The following is a 19,489-nucleotide window of genomic DNA, read 5'->3' as shown; positions in this document are numbered from 1 at the left end:
ATGTAGCAATCTCGATACGATATGCAGCGAGTCCTACCCTAATCTAGGAAAGATCCTAAAGCACTGGAATCCGGTTTGTTTTTCTCCGGAATGGCAGCAGCTTTCGGCCCTTCCAGACCCAGTCGATCACTCATTTTGGCGTTAAGTGTTGTCATCTTGTTGGTATAGTCATTACAGCTCTCGATGATACGGCGATTCGACTGCTCGGACAGATCCAGCGCAGACATCAGATCACCCATCGCCTGATTGACCGCTTCAAGAGACATGGCCGGTTTGGACAACAACTCATTCGTTTTCTCTGTTGTTGTTTTCAGCAATCTGGCGTTTTCCTTGAATTGATCTTCAATTGTCTTATTGGTCGCTTCCACAGCAGAGATGACCTTCTCCTGATCATTAAGTGCCATCGCAATCATGGCCGAAACGGTGATCAGATTTGCTGTTTTATCAATGGCATTATTCACTGAATCAATCAGCTTGTCATTGTTGTCATTAATGATGTCGGTAGCTGCAATCGCCTGGTTGTACAGCATAATCATCTCTGTCATGGATTGGGTACGTGTAACCACCTTACGCAATCCACGCTCCAGATGCGCTTTACGATTCTCGTTCTCAGGCTTGGCGATCTCGGTTTCAAACAATGCTTTCAATTGATTACCAAAGGAGATTTTGGTCTGCAGATTGTAGATCTCCTGAATGGAAGAACGTTTCAGCTGACGCATGTTCACGATGCTTTCTTCCAGGTTGTCCTTACCGTCCCGCAACCCGTTAATAATCGCATCAATGTTCGTACGAACGGATTGATACCGGTACACGTAGTTTTTCAGCGGGCTCTTGCGTAACAATTTCCCCACAAAACTCACATTTTTACTCTGCTGCAGACTCTCGCATTCATCACGGAGCTTCAGGATCATGTTTGATACCTCTGCCCGATTCCCGGACATCAGTTCATTGACTGGGCGATCAAGCAACTTGAGGGTCTGTCCTGCTCTCTCTTGTGTTTTCACACCCAATTTACCGATATCATCCATTAAGGTATCCAGGTGAGCCGGATCACTTTGGGACACTTTCTGAATAAGCTGCGTTGCTTCCTGGTTAATCCGTTGCTCATCTTCCTGCTTCAACTGAGCCCATTCCGTTGCCATGCCAATCCCTCCTATAATTCAGAGCTGTTATACCGTTGATGTATTAGTTCCGCTTTGTTCTGAAGCTCCATTAAGTCTTTATGTTCAATCGTTGATACAATATCCGATATCTTGGAATCCACGTCTCGAAGGCCATTCAGAAGCATACGGCGATTGTTCCGTTTGGCTTCTCCGCTCAATCGTAGAAATGGATTAATAAAACCGTTCAGGTCTTTTAAAATCAGTCTGCGCACCGTATGGTTAATATCCCCGTTGTTTAGCTCCTGAAGGGAAGGAATTACACGCTGCAGACGGGCAAACAAAGCCAGTGATTTCTCCACGATCTCATTATCCAGCTCGTTCTTCTGACCTTCGGAGATAATCATGTCCTCCAGAACTTCCAGGTATTCAATCACCGGATCAAATACAGGATCTGGTTCGGTCCGGGAAGGCTTTGCTTGTTCTGAGCCCGCATGTTGTGCGGGAGTGGAGCTCGAATGAGGCTGTACCAGAGAAGCTTCTCTTGCCCCTGTTGGCACTGCGCTCGGTGCTTGTCCACCATTCAAGCGGGATGGTTCATTTCCGATATCTGTTATGGGTACATGGGCTGATGACGAACCCTCCACCTGTGTGCGTGGCGTGGAACGTGAAGGAATCAATCCCCCGACCACAGTTGCCAGTGCCGGAATTGCCCACGTGATGACATCCGGTAGAAAGGGACTCGTGATCGCCGCGAGACCATAACCGACCAATGCGCCTATACCTATCTTCGTTTTCCGTAACATTACTTGTCCTCCTGCCTTAACAACACTTATCCGTATTGTAAAAAAACCATCCAGAAGGTGTCAATGTTGAGGGAATTTCTCAGCTAGACGTGGTGTACTCCGCTTACCTTCTGAACGTCGATTATATATGGCTGCTCGATATGACTTCCCAATATGCCAAACTTCGGATGAAGGGGTCCAATATCATGGCCAAGTGCAGACTTAACCGCCAGATACGGGAAGTTCACGCCCGACAGACAAGACATGTGCAACCCACCCGACATACGCGGATTGATCTCCAGCAGCTTCGGTGTATCCTTGCGATACTTCATCTGTATATTAAAATTATAAGGAATCCGATATACCTCTGCCACATTACGGGCAATTGCCAGCAGTTCCTCGTTTTCTTCGAGCAAACGCAAACGTCCTCTTTCTTTTCTACGCGGAATGGCCGTTATAAGTTTCCCATTGCTATCCGAAAGACAATCTATGCTGTATTCATATCCTTCCAGTACCTCCATCACCATGACATTTTGAAAGGACGGAGCAGAAGAGAACGCACGCAGGGCATCTTCATATGAAATCGAGTTCAGCGCATATCCGAACAACTCCTGCAACGGATCACGCTCATTGTTGATCACACGGAATCCCATGCCGCCCTCACCATTACATGGTTTGAAGCATACATCATGTCCACGTGCACGCAACGCCTCATAGGCTTGCTGGAATTGAGCAGCATTACTGACCGTGAAATAATCCGGAATCTCCATAATGCCCTTCTCACGTACCGATTCATAGAACCGGTCTTTTTCCATCAATTGTTCCAGCAATTCCGTGTCCGAGCATACGATAACCCGTGTACCGATCTCTTCAAACAGGGAGATATGTCTGCTGATGTCCAGCATGTTCCAGCGCGGAATAAAGACATCAATCTGATGACGACGGCAAAAGTCGAGGCAAAAATCTACATATTCCCGGCCCGTTACACGCGGTTCAACTTCTGCAACATCACAGCCCTGTAATGCCATGTGTCCCGGATCAGGATGCGTGCCGTATATTTCAAATTCCAACCCATCCTCATTGTCCCGAATTGCATTCATATAATGATACGTTACAGAGAACCAACGGTTGAAGTAAATCTTCATTTTTTTCATTTATACGGTCTCCCTTATCTCGGCATGGTGTCTCTGGATCTGTTGATCGTTATGAATACGGTGAACGTAATCGAGAATCTCATCTGCTGCAAATGCACCAAATTGTTCCGTAAATTGATACGGTACTTGCTCAGGCACACGCTGTCTCTCCACATGCAACTCTCCGTGAGATGGAGCAATGGCATGCTGCGCAAAGTCCAGCAAACAGCGATCCAGCAAGGAATCGCCCGAAGCAATCACAGGCACATCGCCAATGCGTTGCCTAATATGCTCCACTGCAGCTCGTTTGTTTACGGCCGAAGGCACCAGATAGAGCTTCCGACCCTGAATCGAACTCTCCCATCCAAGCGTCTCTAACACCCGAATCTTGTCGGCAATACGCTCCATTGGAAGCTTGTCACGTTCGATCAACAATGCATAGAACAGCTCATCACACAATCGCTGGTTAATCACCCATTCCGGGCTCAGTACATCGTCAAATAAATCCAGGATCTCTTCGGGAGCAGCTGCCTGCTGACGAAGCAAAGAACGAATATGCAAGTTCCATTCATCGTCTACCTGACCGTCAACAATGATGTTTCCCCCATTACTCGTCACCGCATATTTCGGAATACATTCCGTCTGAAAAATATGAATGCGCCGGTACTGCTCCACTGTACGTGTAGTCACAGGCATAAATACAATGTCTTGTGGCAAAGACTGCAATCGCTCCAGTGCATATGCTGACATAAAAGCGGACAACTTGCCGTTAATCCACTCTGCGGGAACAAGTCCCGGTGTATCTTCGGGAATACGGAGCGCACGACGGGAGTACACCAGCGTCTGGTCCAGATCACTTGCGTAGATCATCATTCTCCGCCACCTCCCAGGGATTGAATAATGCCGCAACAGGAATAGGTTAGTCCCGGATATACCTCAACCGGCACATTTCTGTCTCTGGCGAGCATCATGATATGTTGTAAATCCGGATTGTCCAGTCGATCCACAAGAATTTTCCAGGGGACCCGGCGCAACAGAACTCGGGTTGTTTCCCCGATTCCCGGTTTGATCAGATTGATGTTCGCAATACCAAAGGATTGCTGGATGGACTCGATATCCTGCCAGCCTTTCCAGGTGATTTCCGAAGTATCGGTAGCATTGTCGTCCGAGCGAGTCTCCACTTGGTCCATCATCTGCGGAAAATGCTGAGCGATAGTATCCACGTATTGGGTCGACACATCCGCAGAGGACCATTCGCGATACCATTTGGCTCCGTGAAAATCTGCCGGCCCAATCAGATCATCTCGAAGTACTGTACGGCTCACCAGTCCCGAGACGGTGGAATTCAGACAAGCGCTAGGAATGAGATAATCTTCCCTCGTCCCAAACGTGCCTGAACATTGCCCCGGATCGGCCAACACGGCAAGATCATCATCAAGACTTACACCATAAGTCCGTTCCATTTGATCACAGGACTCTTTCAGCACTTTGCGAATAGCCCCTTTGCCGGTCCAACCGTCTACAAATTGAATGGCAGTTTCCAGACCATGCTGCTGTAAAATATATAAAATTGCGTTCTCGTCCATACCCTTGCCACGAATAATCGAAATGCTATAATGCGGAATCGTCACCTTGTATTTCAATTCAATATAACGCTTGATCAGGATGCCCACAGGCGTTCCGGCTCGAGCCAGAGATACCAGAACAAGATTCAGTCCTCTGCGCTCTACAATCTTCTCAGCCACAATAGCGGTATGACGCGCGATTCTTGCAGCGGATTGTTCCAGTGTCTGATGGAACAGCTCGATGTATTCTGCTGTGGGCTGGTATTCCACGGGCAGCATCTCCGAATAATGAACCCCGGATTGGATCGCTTGCTCCCGTTCACCCGTTCCCTTTTCCAGATCCACATGGCTGATATCCTTCAGTAGGAAAACAACGTCCGATGCATCATAACTGCCCATCCGCTCGGGAGACGGAATCTCACGTTGTCTGATTAGCTCCAGTGTAGTTAAGTTCATTGCTCGTTGTCCCCTGTCTTCTCTGGCAAGCCGCAATATACGATATGGATGTGTCCACATCCCAACTGCCCCAGTACCTTCAACATCGGTTCCATTCGTTCTTCGGACATCTGTCTCTCCAGCAGAACAAAAATCTCGTCATATTGTCCCGGAGCGATGTTATAGATAAAGTTACGAACGGATGCGTCTTCAGGTGAGGCATATCCAGCACCACTAACAACAGCATATCCGGGAGCCGGATGTGTATGGATTGGACTGCGGGTAGTGGATTGATAGAACACGCCTTCTCCCATCTCGGCGGCAATACGCATCGGAATATACATGAACTCCCCTGTTCCCATCACCAACGTCCGTTCTCCCGTACGCTGCGACTGAAGTCGTTCTGCAATCCGGCTAATCTCCTGACGTAATACGCCATTATGCCGGGATTGCATACCAAACCTGCCCGTAAGCTGGACGTAGCTCGCTGTGCTACGTTTACCTTCGCCATCCTCCGAAGTAGCATGAAGTTGATCAAAGGCATCGGCAACAGTAGATATCTGAAACGTTACGGCATGTTGGGGCAGCTTCTCATCTTGCTGTGTTGCTTCCAACTGCGGAGTCCCCGCCACTTCAATGCGGCCCTTCAACAGGCTTAACGGAGTAATTGTAATTCCCAGCTCAGCTTCCAGCTCGGCAAAACGGAGCTCGTCTGCTTCCGTGCGCCAATCCAGCAATGAAGCAATCACATATTGCTTCCGGGGATAGCTGGCCTGGATATCCCGAATGATATTCAACGTTGTTTTGCCCGTCGTAATCTCATCGTCCACCAGCACAATCGGGCCCTCTCCTGCAAAGGCTTCATGATCCAACGCATAACAACGATGAGACATCGCGTGGGAATGCTCTTCTTCAAATTGAATATCCGGATGCATCGCTGGCACATATTCACGAGTGGTATGAATGTAGGAAGCATGATCAGCAAACATCTCGTACATGCTGTGGCCCAACGCTGTAGCTGTCTCCGCAAAACCAACAAAACGAATTATTTCCGGTAAACTCAACTTTTCTTGCAACAGCATGTTGTACACTTGCCGGGCTTGCTGGGGATCAATAAGCCCCTTGACCATCTCACGTTTCCACTCGGCCACCTGAACTTTCGTCTCTTCCGTCTCCTCAGTCAGGTGCTCATATAACAGAACAGCCAATGCCGCCCCGCTCAGAAGCGAGGTATACGGGTTAACCGGGATGTGCTTGCCCAGCAGTTTGCTTACAAACAAAAATGAACGTTTCTTATTGATTCGTGCAGCCATTGAAAATAGTGATTCCAGTGGAAGTTGCAACGGGTTATGTGTAACCTGAACATTCAGACTGAATTGATCAAGAATTGGGAACGTAGTTTTGTTGTTGTTCATGTTTGGGCAAGAGCCCGACAAAATGCTGCTGTTCATGTAACACCCCATATATTTGTGATCGGATTAGAATGCGATTTGCCCAGCTCAAGTGGGGTTTAATCTCATTCATTTTGTTGTAGTAATTACTTTTGAACACACCCAGGCTACCGTCATTGCGGGCTATGATGTCTTGGGCATCCGAATATTCCTCATGTGTAACAACGTACATCGCTTGTACAGGCTTGATATGAGAAGGATGAATGATCGTTTTGCCTACAATTCCATTTTCCTTGTCCATCATGACTTCACGCATCAATCCATCCATTGTGTTCGTAATATATTTCATTCTCAGATGCAGCCCGGATTTGCCGAGAGTTTCTTCGAATGGTGTCTGTCGTAATTGAGGTTTGAACACGCGCTCCCGCTGGCTAAAATATTCCCAGACAGGACCTGAGATCACGTACGGCTTGTCCATCCTACCGAATAGATTGATGATATCCGAGATGCAGTCACGGATCGTGGCGATATCGTATATGGTCAATTCTGGACTTCGGCGTAGTCCAAACAGGCTGGAGAAATCGGTTGCACCAATGCGTACATTGAGCACATATTCCTCATTTTCATCGAGGATGTTTCGAAGGTCCAGCAAGGTCTCCCATCTTGTTTCCCGATAGATTATAGAAGCAGTCTCCAGGATAGGCATTCCATAGAGAACGGGAACATGATCCGGTTTCCGTTGATTATACTTGCGGATCTGGTCAAAATAGGCCCTTCCATTACCCACACAAAACTTGGGCAACGCCAAACCTGTCAGCATGGATACCAGTGCTCCCAACGTATCCATCAGACGTTCCAACTGTTGTGGTGAACGTACACGGGCAAACAGAAGAGGCATTCGATCCTGACTGAGCATGCCTGTCTCCATATAAGTCATCAGTTGAGTTAGATGCTGCACCAGACACTGCTCGGCAAACTCTACTTGGTCGTCACCCACAGCGTCCTCCAGATCAATAATAATAGTCGTCAGACCTTCATGCTTACCATTCATAATGTCGTCCGCGATATGAGTGCGCGTCGCGGGCATATATAAAGCAGCCCCAACAGCATATGCCAGTAAATCTTTGGAAGTCCGGTGATTGAACGAGACGGGTGAAGAGAAAAATAAAGTATCTTCTTCTTCCAGACTCAAAAAATTGAAATATTTCAGGATTGTCTCCTCCTCGCACCTTTGGCAATAGCCAATCTGCATGAATTGATTCAAGCTGTCGGGGCATAAAAACCAATCCCTCCTAATCTGGAGGGATTGATTAAAATACGAATGATTACTTTCTTCCCGCTACCCACTGCATTCCCCAATCATGAGCCTCGTCCAACGCCTGATGCCCATTATAGAACTGCACGATTCGTTCAATGCTGAATGTCTCATTGTTCACATTGCGTAACATCGCGATCCCACACATGCCAAGCGGGCTCCCGTATTCATTCATTCGGACAATGATATCCGGGCCGTCCTTCTGCTGGATAGTTACCACACCGTCTACTTGAGACCAGTTGGCCACACCACCATAAATATAGGTAAAGACCAGAATGCGCTCAATTTCCGAGATACGGGCACCATTAATCCGCAGATTCTCTCCCGTCTTAACAGATCCCGTCCGGTCATCCCCATCTAGTGCAATATAAGGGAAACGGTTCAGTGAACCAAACGTCTGTCCCAAGGCCTGAATCACATCTCGTGTACCATCCTTCATCTCGAAAAGGCAACCCAAGTCCAGATCCACACTCTTGCTGCGACCAAATAAACCTTTGCTGCCCTGCTGATTCCAGTTCAGGTTAATTAGGATTTCACCAAGTCCCCCCGCATTTTTCTTGAGGTTAATGGTGTCTCCCTTCTTCTTCAATTCAATTTTGCTGAAATTGATCGAATTCACAGGAGAAGGTGTCGGCTCTGGTACGGGTACCGGGGGCGGTGGAGTCGGTGCAGCTATCGGAGGAACGGTTGATGTGGTTGGCGCAGGGTCTGATCCGCCATCTACATCCACACCAAAGTTAGCGCATAGTGCATTCAAACCACCTGCAAAACCCGACCCTATGGCATTGAACTTCCATTCTCCGTTATGGCGATACAATTCACCGATGACAATCGCGGTCTCCACTGTAAAACCGCTGCCCAGATCATATCTCATCACTTCCTGACCTGTAGCTGCATTGGCAAACCGTAGAAAACCACGCTGAACCTGTCCAAAATGATGGCGCCGCGCTTCACCGTCATGAATCGTCAAGCTGAAGGCGATTTTCTCAATTCGAGCAGGGATTTTGCCAAGATCGATGGCGAACTGTTTCTTCTCGCCACCAACCTGGCCACCATCCATATAGGTGATGAACGAGGTGGAAGGCTGGTTATAGAAGATAAAGTCCTCATCTCCAGCCACTTTATTGTCTGAACCCAGAAGAAATGCTGATGTATCCAGCTCCACACCGGAAGCTGCTTCCCAACCAATGCCTACCGTTAGACGGGACAAGCCCGGGTTGGTTTTGGTCAGATCACTCTTCTGGCCCTTCACGACAGAAATCGCCATTGCAGACTCACCTTTCTTATGCCAAGTTATTGTGCATCCAGTCCGTAATTTTTGCATAGAGCAGAAAGTCCGCCCGTAAAACCGCTACCGACCGCCTGGAATTTCCAGTCCGCACCTGCACGGTAAAACTCACAGAACACCACAGCTGTTTCTGTAGAGTAGTCTTCTCCGAGGTCGAACCGAAGCACTTCCCGATCACTTGCAGCATCAACAACACGAACAAAAGCATTGGAGACTTGTCCAAAATTCTGCCCTCGTCCATCTCCATCATAGATCGTTACCGTAATCCCGATCCGGTGAATATGCGCAGGGATTTTGCTGAAGTCAACAACTACTTGCTCGTCATCGCCGTCACCCTCACCCGTACGGTTGTCACCGGTATGTGTTACTGATCCTGCACCACCGCTTGGATTGTTGTAAAAAACAAAGTCATCCGCACCTTTGGCTTTTCCATCTTCGTACAACAAAAAAGCCGAAGCATCCAGGTCAAAATCGACTCCACCACTATATTTGTTCGTGTCCCAACCTAAACCAACTACCACACGGGTAAGGCCCGGATTCGTCTTAGTCAGGTCAATACGTTGTCCTTTGGCAAGACTGATCGTCATTTGTTTTTCCACCTTTCCAAGATATGTGATTAAATAAAAAGGAGAACCGTCCAGGAGACGGTTCTTCCCATCCTGTAAGTCGTACTGTACGTCCTATTGCAAACCGTAATCGCGTGTCAATCCAACCAATCCATCCTGGTAACCACTACCGATGGCACTGAACTTCCACTCGCCGTTATGACGATACAACTCGCCAACAACTACACCCGTTTCAATGGAGAAGTCTTCTCCCAGGTCGAAACGAATCAGTTCTTCGTTGTTTGCTTCATTAACGATTCGCACATAAGCACGGGAGACTTGTCCGAAATTCTGGCTACGTTCCGTAGCTTCGTAGATCGTAATGGAGAATGCAATTTTTTCTACATTAGCGGGTACGTTAGGCAGGTCGATATTGATCTGCTCATCATCACCATCGCCATCTCCTGTACGGTTGTCACCTGTGTGAACTACAGAACCATTTTCATTTTGTGGATTGTTGAAGAAGATGAAGTTTTTCTCGCCTTCTACTTTACCGTTGGCATTGGCACAGAATACCGATACATCCAGGTCAAAATCTTTTCCGCCATCGTATTTATTGGTATCCCAGCCCAAGCCTACTGTGATTTTTGTCAATCCTGGGTTCGTTTTAGTCAAATCAATTTTTTGACCTTTAGACAGATTAATTGCCATCGTATAATCATCCTCGCTAATTAAATGTATTGTAGTTATCGTGACATATGAAGATCAGGATTATTGTCGATTTAGGTTAAATCTTGTACTTAGGAGTACCTGCGAGCGAGTTCATTGATATGTACCGCATGGGAACCCTCTCCAATTGCCGAGAATTTCCATTCGCCTCCATGACGATACAATTCACCACAGATCAACGCGGTTGACCCTGTGTAGTTATCGGATAGATTGAATTTCACCAGCTCACTGGAGTTTTTACCATCCAGAATACGAATATAAGCCTTCTCAATCATGCCAAAATCTTGCTTGCGATTGACACAATCGTAGATATTAACAACGATTAATACTTTATGAACATCAGCAGGAATACGGGACAGATCCATTTTGATCTGTTCATCGTCACCGTCTCCCTGTCCTGTTAAATTGTCACCTGAGTGGATAACCGAACCACATGCACTTTGCTTGTTGTGGAAACAAACCAGGTTGGAGTCCTTAACCAACTTGCCTTCTTCATTCAACATGATCGCCGATGCATCACAATCGATATCCGCTTGTTTCTTTCTTCCGAAGAATCCTTTGGCAGTTACCGGGTCCCAACCGAGACCAGCAATCACCTGCGTAAGTCCTGCATTGCCTTTGGTTAAATCAATCTTCTGTCCTTTGACCAAATTAATGCTTGCCACTGATTTTCACCTCCCTTCACATGTAAAAATATCTACGCTACTTAGAGATTGAATTCACCCGGATTCAGTCCAAGTACATTGCAAATCTCGGCAACAACTCTTTTCTCCTGATCATCAAAGTTGCCGTCCGCTGAACCAATTGCACTGCATACACCCACAATAACGCGTCCCACATCCGGCTTGGCTTTGAATTTCCCAATAGCTTTCAGCGCTTCCTGCTTCCCGATCTCCGGAGAAAACTCAAAGTTCGCCACGTAATGATTGAAGCGTGTAATCACTTCTCCCATGTCGAATACTTTTAATTCCTGGCTCAGTTTAATATAGCCGGCCATCTTGTTTTTCTCGGCTTCGTCAATGGAGCCATCCGCAAAAGCAACCAGTGCACAGCCTGCAACTACCGCGTCCATAAAATCTTTATTTTTAAACTTTTTGACTTGCTCTTCAAGTCCTTGTTTTGTTGAATTCAACCAGCTTTTAAATGAACTCATACTCAACCTCCAATAGTTTCATACATGGTGTTCCTTACACGTTTTCATGGTTTTCAGTAATTTTCATTCCTACATCATGATTGAATATAAGTTAAATTATTCCTTAACTATACTCTGAAATACGGCAATATTCTACATTAAAAAACAATTAATACCTTATGATACGCATCGTTCTGGATTTAGTTTCAAGCGAATTTCCAGAATCTTCTCTGTACTTCTATCCCCTTCATATACAACACATAGAACCCTGGCCGCCGAACGTTACGGCAGTCAGGGTTCTATGTAAGACATCGGCATTTACATGATTCATTCCATTGGTACCAATTCTATTTTCCGTAAATCTCCTCTACACGTTCTTCCTCATTCGTAGACAACAGGACGTTAAGCAATCCCATAGCATTATTGGCATCCGTTCTCGTCGTCTTATACATCTCGGCAAACGCTGCTTCATCCTGCTTCGGGTCCATCTCAGCAAGCTTGCCCCACGAAGTACGCGCTTTGTCATATAAGGTGGTCAACGTGATGTCATAGGGGTGCTGTGCAACAGGTGCCATGGATTCAAATTTTGCGGTCACTCTGAAGAAATCCATAGAATCCTGGAATGATGTACTGCTGTAATCCTTATTTTTCATGGCATCTTCAGTGATAAGCAGGCCCTCACGAGCGATAAACAGTGTTTTTACCATGGCACGCTCCAGATTGGTTGCTTCTTCCCAGGTTACATAAGACTCTTCAGGCGCTTGCACCGTTGTGAAAAAGGGAAAAGCATCATCAATCAACCGCTGTGAATCGGAATGAATGGGCACCTCTGCGTTCATGTCCACAACGGCATCACTATAGTTGGCCACATTAATGTTTTTGGAATCCTTCTCACTGACCCGACGCACTGGATGATCCGTAAGCGGGATACGGATATAACCGAGCTTATCGGCATACGTCTGCTTCAACTCTTCCAATGTGGAGTCTTTTCCAATCTTGCCATCATCAGTGGAAGAAGATTCTTCCGTAGCTGAGCCTTTCTGCTCACTACCTTTCGATCCGGAGGCTGCGGTTTCTGTCACGTCAGCATTCGGGCTGCTTGTCTCTGACGAAGCGACTTCTGTACCCGAGGCAGACTCCGGTGATGCTGTCTCTTTTGCTCCACCACCACAAGCTGTCAGAATCGCTGCCAAACCAAGCATCACTGTGAATGTTTTTATCGTATAATTCCATTTCATCGTATAATCTTCCCCTATCCTATGTATATTCCTGAGAAGCATTAACCTCTGCTTCAAGGCTTGAACACTCACTTACAAAAATATCTTTTCAGATAACATGCGCGATACACAATTAGACATGGTTTACATTTTATCACAAGTTAAAAATGGGGTGTATACGACGATATACCTGTGTCTAAAGCCTATTAGTATTGTTCAAAGTTCTGCTTTGGGTTACAAAGGATGCCTGCGGCATCATCCGTGGCGAGTAATAATTCTTTCGAACGGATTACCACAGAAAATCAGAAACATAAAAACACTGCCGCCAGATGGCAACAGTGTTCATGAAAATAATTATTTGATCCCTTTGGCCTTCTCCATATGCTCTGACCGAATCTGAGGATCGGTGGAATTGACCGATGATAACAGAGCGTAGATCGCCTGGATATCCTTCTCTTGAAATACGGTTTCGGGAACCTCTGTCTCAAGTCGTTCTGTCTTGCGCTGAATCGTTTCCACCAATTCATGATCGTAGATGATCAGTTCATCCGAGTTCACATACCTCACAGCAGGATCAACACTGATGCGGCAACGGTTCGTGAAGGTCACCATGGAAACGAGACGTACTCTTTTGTAGTCTCCGAGGTGTGCATGGATGGCTTCCACATGTGCACGATGCTGCATGAGTGGATTGTACATTTTGACCCGGCTGCTGCTGACCGACCAATTGGCCTCTCTTCTTCCGCCGCGAATCTCACCTGTCGTCAAATTTCGGGTTTCGATCACGAAGATTGCCCGAGGACCGATTACGACATGATCAATCTGCGAATAACCGGAGCGTGACTTCGGATTGGTAACGAGTAAGTCGTTCAGCACTTTATATTGACTTGGAAGACCTATCAGCTGATCTGCTGTACTAGGCTCCTCCGGCTGGCGTGTCCAATCCCCTTCCGCTTTTTTCTTCCGCTTACTTCGGACCATACGCGGGGGGATGGTTGTCGTCGCTGGTAACGCTGAAGCGGAGGCTGTAATCTGGTTCGCAAGCTCTGGTTGTGTCTTGAACAGAGACAGGATTTTCTTGAACATGGGCAAGCTCCGTTCTATTATAGTGTGGGTTACGGGTGACCATTACAGGAGGAATAACATCCTTTGACACATTCATTATGTAAACTTCTATTACTTATGTCGGATAAAGCGGGGTAAAAATAAAGGGAAAACGATCAAAATCTCTCCAATACGCAAAGTACATATGAACAATTAACCAATTCCGTGACTTTAGACGCATAAACAAGCCGAAAAATTGAAAAAAACAGCGTAACCCTTTCCTGAATAGAAAAAGAATACGCTGCTGTTCTCTTGATGTTAAGCCTGAAGATAATAGGTGTAGAGCACCTGTGTCCCCTTCTCTTCCAGACCATTATTCGCGATTTCCTGATACAATGATTCGGCCAGAGCCAGCCCAGGCGTTCTCATACCCATCGCTTTTGCAGACTCCAGTGCAATTCCCATGTCTTTGATAAAATGTTTCACATAGAATCCAGGCTCATAATCGCCTGCGATCATACGCGGACCGAGATTGCTGAGCGACCAGCTTCCGGCTGCACCGGTAGCAATGCTTTTCAGCACGGTCTCCGCGTCCAGACCAGACGTCTTGGCATAGGCGAGTGCTTCGCATACGCCCATCATGCCAGAGGCAATGGCAATCTGGTTGCACATTTTGGTATGCTGCCCAGCTCCCGGCTTGCCTTGCAGCACAATGTTGCTGCCCATCTGCTCAAACAATGGACGCACCGCTTCAAATGCCGCCGAGCTACCGCCGACCATAATGGACAGCTTGGCATTCTGCGCTCCGATATCGCCGCCCGACACAGGCGCGTCCAGTGCATGCAGTCCTTTGGCTTCAGCAGCTTCAAAGATCCGCGCAGCCAGAAGCGGACTGGATGTTGTCATATCAATCAGATATGACCCCGGTTTGGCATTGGCCACGAGACCATCCTCACCGAGATAAATCTCCTCTACATCCTTGGGATACCCCACCATCGTGATGATGACATCACACGCAGCTGCCAGTTTGCCTGGCGTATCATGCCATACGGCACCTTCTTTTACCAATGCTTCCGCCTTGGCAGCAGTTCGCGTGTACACATGCAGCGGATATCCCGCTTGCTGGATGTGTCCAGCCATGCTTTTACCCATCACACCTGTACCAATAAAGCCAACTTTCGTCTCTCCAGGTGCCATCGTCGTATTTGTCATCGCAGGTTTCCTCCCTATTTCTCTAAGTTTCGTAAGTTGCTTCTTCTGAGATAGATAGCTATATCTGTATGTTAAAGCTTTCGTACCCCGCCGTCTATCTTTTGTCTCCAAATCTAGCGAACTGACATGCGGTATTGGTTCGGGGACATATGAACGAAACGTTGAAACGCACGGTTCAAATTACGTTCAGAATAGCCGACCCTTTCCGCAATTTCCGTAATGGTACAATCGGTGTCCTTTAGCAGCTGCTTTGCTTTTTGCACTTTCATATTCATCAGATATTCGATAAAGGATACTCCCATCTCCTTCTTGAAAAGCCTGCTCAGATAGGATGGGCTGACATTCACGAGATTCGCACACTCCGAGAGGGATTGTACCCCTTCAGGCTGAAGGTTAAGGTGCTCGCACACACGTTGCACAATATGACGGGATGAATGTGTACGGAGATCCTGACTGATCTCTATGCATAGCGGAAACAACACACCAATAAACCAATCATGCATCTCTCGTGACGTCTGATTCTCCTGCAACTGATCGAACAGATTCCCACCAAGACGTTCAAGCATGCCTGGCCCTTTGGTTTCCATATATTGAATAATGGCCGACAACAGCATGTGGTAGCCCTGGATCATGATTGTGTACGATTCGGAACCACGAACCCTTCTGGAAAACCTGTGAAGTACATCTTCAGCTTCGGAAAGGGTACCATTCCATAATGCCTCCATCATCTCCGTCTCCATCTCTCGCGGATACATAAACACCGGATTTCGCTCGATCGCTACAATATCTTCGTAGAACAGGACATTCTCCGCATCGTCCAATAGTCGGTATTGCAGCGCAAGCTGTGCTTCCCTGAACGACTCTGCTACAGTTTCAAGTTGAACTGACCGGCCCACACCAACCGTAGCCGAGAAGGATAGGTACTGATTCAGAGCGTCATGAATATCCTCTGCATAGCGACATACCCTCTGCCTTATATCAACAGAAGACATCTCTGCATCAAAGTGTAATATCGCTACCGAGTCACTATCATTTTTATCCACCACGTATCCTTTAAGATCATCATTCTGACTGAGAAGTTCATCCATTACATTTTTCAAAGCAAAAACAATGACGGGACCTTCACTTGGTAAAAAACGTTTCTTTTTCACCAGATTCTCTACTTTCACCACCAGCACAATGTACTGTCCTTCGGTTGAAATACCATGTCTGGCGCATTCCTCAGCCAACGGAGTTCCTCTCCATGAACCATTGAATTGCAAGAGCTTCTGAAAGAACCGATCACGCAAATCAGGTTGTATGCCCTCAATATAACGGTTAAGCTTCTCCGTCTGGTCGTTGAGATAACTCAGTGAAGACCTGATATATTCAATTTCATTCCCTTTGGGGGCTGATTCCTGGCCATTTCTGCGCAGATGTTCTCCGTAACGCAACAACTGTTGAATTGGATTATAGGCAAGTCGCGAGCTGAACCAGGTAAGCAGTAATCCAACAAATACAAAGATGGACACACAGATCAGGATTAATACGCGAATCCAGTTCAACTGGGCAATCATCTCCCGCTCGGGCAACTGGGACACATAGGTTCTTCCCATTGATGCTCCCACATAAGCCACAAGTTCATTACCCTGCTTCCCCTTCAGTACGTCATGCCCTGACCTTTCCCTCCCCTCCAGATACGCAATCTGCTGTAATATGGCATCATCAGATGCCGCTGCACCAATCGCCTTGGGTCCGTCTGTATGCAAAATAATTCGTTGATCTGAATTCAAGATCGCCAGGGACTGATCTTCCAGACTGACAGAATAACTTCGCAGCAGACTTCGCAATGCCTGTTCTTTCATCTGCAGAATGATCACACCACTCGGTGGCCCCTGACCCATGATTGGCAGTTGTCTAACATAGGAGATATAACCCGCCTCTCCGGACCCAGGCAGATACATCCATCCTGCCCCTTGGCTTCCTTCAAGCGCGACCTTCATATCCTGCTTCTCTCGGTAATCTACCAACGGGACCAATCCATAGTAATGGGATAAAACCATATCCGTTCTGCCGTCAAAATAGATCATTTCTTCAATCAGATTATTGGTGTTTTTGTGTAGTTGAAACAACTCCAGCAGATCCAGATGCAGAAAGTAATCGCTCTCATAATTGGCATTCCCCAGTGCGTTACGCATTAAGGGACCACTGGCGAGCTGCATTGATTCATGCTCAATATTGGTCAGAATATTCTCGACCCGGTCTTTGAGCAAATTAAGAGAGGCCATGTTGTTATCCTGAAACTGCCCGGTCAACTTGATCATGGAGAAATGATAATACGCACTTCCGGCAAGCACTACCGGAATGACCACCGACATGCAACCCAGCCAGATCAGCCTTTTCAAATACCCATTCGTTGCGAACCAGCGATCCAATATGGATTGGACGGTATGCATGATACGTCTCATGGAATCACCCCCGTGTGCTGCCTTATGCTCATTACCCTCAACTATTAGGGTTCATTATATCAAGAGCGGTATGCGGATACACTCCCAAACCTCAAGTCTGGGAACGTTTATTTTCAACTCACCTTCAACCCATTCCGTTTTCAGAAGATTTCCGGTAATTAAAGCTTCTGCTTCTCCTGCAGGACTCCCCTCACCAGAGCCCACCGTAATCTCAATATCGTGGAGCGGAAGGACGGAAGACAATGGTCTGCGTCCTGCTCCGTTGACCAGATGTATAAGCAGCTCGTCGTCTTTGCGAAAAACCGTTAATTGTAGTCCCGGAATGGCTGTAACAGATACCAGTGCCTTTCCATCCAGTAGAAGGGCCACGGCATTAGCGAAGAGTCTGAAATGTTCCTCCAACTTAAATTCCTGGATTAGACTGCTAAGTGAAAAGGGTAAATAACACGCCTTCCCCCCTCCAAGTGTACGAAGCAGTGCCAGCGGCAGATCCGTCTGTTTTACAGCCAGTGAAGCCCGTTCAGGAGGTGCGCCGACACTTTCCAAGGGAGAAAATGGAGGTACCAGCGTTGCCAGTACCTGTACATTTGTATCGATCGGTTGGCAGTACATTACCTTGCCGCGATGGGGGATAAGTTCGGTTTCTTCCAGTTCACGCTGCAATGGGTTCGTTCCCTTAGGTGTGTCTTTGCCTACAGATGCCGAAGATTCGAAGCGCAAGTAAGAAGCGAATAAATACTCACTCTCCTGTATTTCCCCGGTAATACCGAACAGATCAGCCAAAACGGACCTAGTCTGCTTTTCTTCCATGGGCAAATGTCCTTCTGCAAACACACTCCCCCCTTGACTTACATATTCATGTAACGATTTGGCAAAATCAGGCGGATACGTGCATCCTTCAGGCAAAATAATGACTTGGTACCGATGCAGATCCACGCTTGCCAACTGTTCCGGCAGAATCACATTAAACGGAATTTGCTTATGAATTAGCGCTTCAGCCAAACCTTCCGCAGATCGGTCTGCATTCCAGAGTAATGCTACCTGACATATCGGCTGTGCACCGTCCATATAAGAAGCCAGTTTTGCGGCATCCGTGTTGACTTCCCTCACCGTACGCAAGATCCGCTTATCCGTAATCGTATCCGGAATTCCGGTCAGGGAGTGCCAGAGTTGGCCACCATTGGCCGGAATCTGTGAGAGCCAGAATCGGTACTCGGCTGGTGGGAGCCCCGTGTGGCGCCAGTCCATCCCCGGACAGGAATGAATGATGCCGAAGGGATCCGGACGTCCGGGAACGGAGCGCCCTACTTTGATACTGAGCGCAGGCTGCCAAAATTCCGGTATGCGCGTATGTCCCAGTGACAGGACATCCTGTGGCTCTGTGCAGAGCATATCCGTAATGGATACCCTTTTCTCCAGATGATCCCGGTGCAGGTTATAATATAGAATCATCGGTACCTCTGGACGGATCTCCTTGATCTCGTGATACATCCGTCCCAGATTATCATCGAAGCACTGTGCAGCAAAATCAGGCTCGAGTTCGGCAGACGTTCCAGGCAGATCCGCACCATACAAACTTCTGTATTTCTCCTGACATGTGGAGCATTGGCAGAAGACATATCCGGGGGCGTTGAAGAAAACACCGTCGATCTCATAACGTTCCAACGCCTCCCGAATGACTGGAACAGCCAATTCCTCATTCCGATAACCCCCGTTAATGCAGGTCGACATGAGAAGCGGCCAAGCACCCGGGCGTGTAGCCCCAATAATATCCGGTTGCCCTCCTTCCCTACGTACAAACCATTGGGGCCGCTGCAGATAGACGGAGTCCTCTGCCTTGCTGAAATCAAAGCGGGCGATGAATCGAATCCCCCGCTTATGACAGCTATCAATCAACTCCCGCAGCAGATCACGATCTTGGGGCAAATACTCATTATGCACATGAAATTTCACTTGGGATGAATACCAGGCATAGATCCCACCGGTATTGAACACCATTGCATTGGCGCCCATCTCCATGATCTGATCCGCAAGCTTTTCGGGATTAATCTTGGCCGTATCCTTAACCTGCATATTGGGCTGGATGATGCGTAGAGGTTGCCGCCACCATGGACGATGTTCCTGCTCGGTTATTGGGCTCTTCATCGCTTC

Annotated in this window: 17 protein-coding genes; all 17 read right to left on the bottom strand. The window is 47.4% G+C overall.

The features are described from left to right. Positions 1-38: 38 nt before the first annotated feature. Positions 39-1,142: a toxic anion resistance protein gene (locus NKT06_RS05130; RefSeq protein ID WP_036606281.1), complete on the bottom strand. Its 1,104-nt coding sequence runs from the start codon at positions 1,140-1,142 to the stop codon at positions 39-41. Between the two features lie 11 nt (positions 1,143-1,153). Beyond that, positions 1,154-1,906, bottom strand: a complete 753-nt coding sequence (locus NKT06_RS05125; protein WP_253430826.1) for a hypothetical protein — start codon at positions 1,904-1,906, stop codon at positions 1,154-1,156. A gap of 83 nt (positions 1,907-1,989) precedes the next feature. Next, a complete protein-coding gene (locus tag NKT06_RS05120) occupies positions 1,990-3,039 on the bottom strand; it encodes an ATP-grasp domain-containing protein (protein WP_253430823.1) in 1,050 nt (349 codons plus the stop codon). Further along, positions 3,040-3,888: an HAD family hydrolase gene (locus tag NKT06_RS05115; protein WP_253442391.1), complete on the bottom strand. Its 849-nt coding sequence runs from the start codon at positions 3,886-3,888 to the stop codon at positions 3,040-3,042. After that, entirely contained in the window at positions 3,888-5,039 is a 1,152-nt protein-coding gene (locus NKT06_RS05110) for a cysteine protease StiP family protein (protein ID WP_253430820.1), read from the bottom strand. The genes NKT06_RS05115 and NKT06_RS05110 overlap by 1 nt, the downstream gene beginning before the upstream one ends. Beyond that, positions 5,036-6,469, bottom strand: a complete 1,434-nt coding sequence (locus tag NKT06_RS05105; RefSeq protein WP_253430817.1) for a phosphoribosyltransferase family protein — start codon at positions 6,467-6,469, stop codon at positions 5,036-5,038. Before NKT06_RS05105 ends, NKT06_RS05110 begins: the two co-directional genes overlap by 4 nt. Next, positions 6,399-7,619: an HpcH/HpaI aldolase/citrate lyase family protein gene (locus NKT06_RS05100; RefSeq protein ID WP_301290277.1), complete on the bottom strand. Its 1,221-nt coding sequence runs from the start codon at positions 7,617-7,619 to the stop codon at positions 6,399-6,401. Before NKT06_RS05100 ends, NKT06_RS05105 begins: the two co-directional genes overlap by 71 nt. Before the next feature lie 115 nt (positions 7,620-7,734). Beyond that, positions 7,735-8,991, bottom strand: coding sequence for a TerD family protein (locus NKT06_RS05095; protein WP_253430811.1), 1,257 nt, complete (start codon positions 8,989-8,991; stop codon positions 7,735-7,737). A gap of 26 nt (positions 8,992-9,017) precedes the next feature. After that, positions 9,018-9,599: a TerD family protein gene (locus NKT06_RS05090; RefSeq protein WP_253430808.1), complete on the bottom strand. Its 582-nt coding sequence runs from the start codon at positions 9,597-9,599 to the stop codon at positions 9,018-9,020. A 93-nt stretch (positions 9,600-9,692) separates the two neighbouring features. Then, positions 9,693-10,268, bottom strand: coding sequence for a TerD family protein (locus NKT06_RS05085; RefSeq protein ID WP_091015801.1), 576 nt, complete (start codon positions 10,266-10,268; stop codon positions 9,693-9,695). 89 nt (positions 10,269-10,357) lie between these two features. Continuing rightward, positions 10,358-10,951 (bottom strand): TerD family protein, encoded by a 594-nt coding sequence (locus tag NKT06_RS05080; protein ID WP_091015803.1) that lies wholly within the window; start codon positions 10,949-10,951, stop codon positions 10,358-10,360. A gap of 41 nt (positions 10,952-10,992) precedes the next feature. Continuing rightward, entirely contained in the window at positions 10,993-11,439 is a 447-nt protein-coding gene (locus tag NKT06_RS05075) for a tellurite resistance TerB family protein (RefSeq protein ID WP_253430806.1), read from the bottom strand. Positions 11,440-11,765: 326 nt separating this feature from the next. Then, complete coding sequence (locus NKT06_RS05070) at positions 11,766-12,656, bottom strand: hypothetical protein (RefSeq protein ID WP_253430804.1); 891 nt, start codon at positions 12,654-12,656, stop codon at positions 11,766-11,768. 333 nt (positions 12,657-12,989) lie between these two features. Continuing rightward, positions 12,990-13,721 carry a nuclease-related domain-containing protein gene (locus tag NKT06_RS05065; protein ID WP_253430802.1) on the bottom strand — a complete coding sequence of 244 codons (732 nt, stop codon included), beginning with the start codon at positions 13,719-13,721 and terminating at the stop codon, positions 12,990-12,992. A 276-nt stretch (positions 13,722-13,997) separates the two neighbouring features. Next, a complete protein-coding gene (locus tag NKT06_RS05060) occupies positions 13,998-14,891 on the bottom strand; it encodes an NAD(P)-dependent oxidoreductase (protein WP_253430799.1) in 894 nt (297 codons plus the stop codon). A 113-nt stretch (positions 14,892-15,004) separates the two neighbouring features. Continuing rightward, on the bottom strand, positions 15,005-17,338 hold the full coding sequence (locus NKT06_RS05055) for a helix-turn-helix domain-containing protein (protein ID WP_253430797.1): 2,334 nt from the start codon (positions 17,336-17,338) through the stop codon (positions 15,005-15,007). Positions 17,339-17,392: 54 nt separating this feature from the next. Beyond that, positions 17,393-19,483, bottom strand: coding sequence for an alpha-amylase family protein (locus tag NKT06_RS05050; RefSeq protein ID WP_253430795.1), 2,091 nt, complete (start codon positions 19,481-19,483; stop codon positions 17,393-17,395). Positions 19,484-19,489 lie beyond the last annotated feature (6 nt).

Origin of the sequence: Paenibacillus sp. 1781tsa1, assembly GCF_024159265.1 — a bacterium.
Classification (GTDB): Bacteria; Bacillota; Bacilli; order Paenibacillales; family Paenibacillaceae; genus Paenibacillus.
Note: the sequence above shows the minus strand (reverse complement) of the source record. Positions and strands in the feature narration are given on the sequence as shown.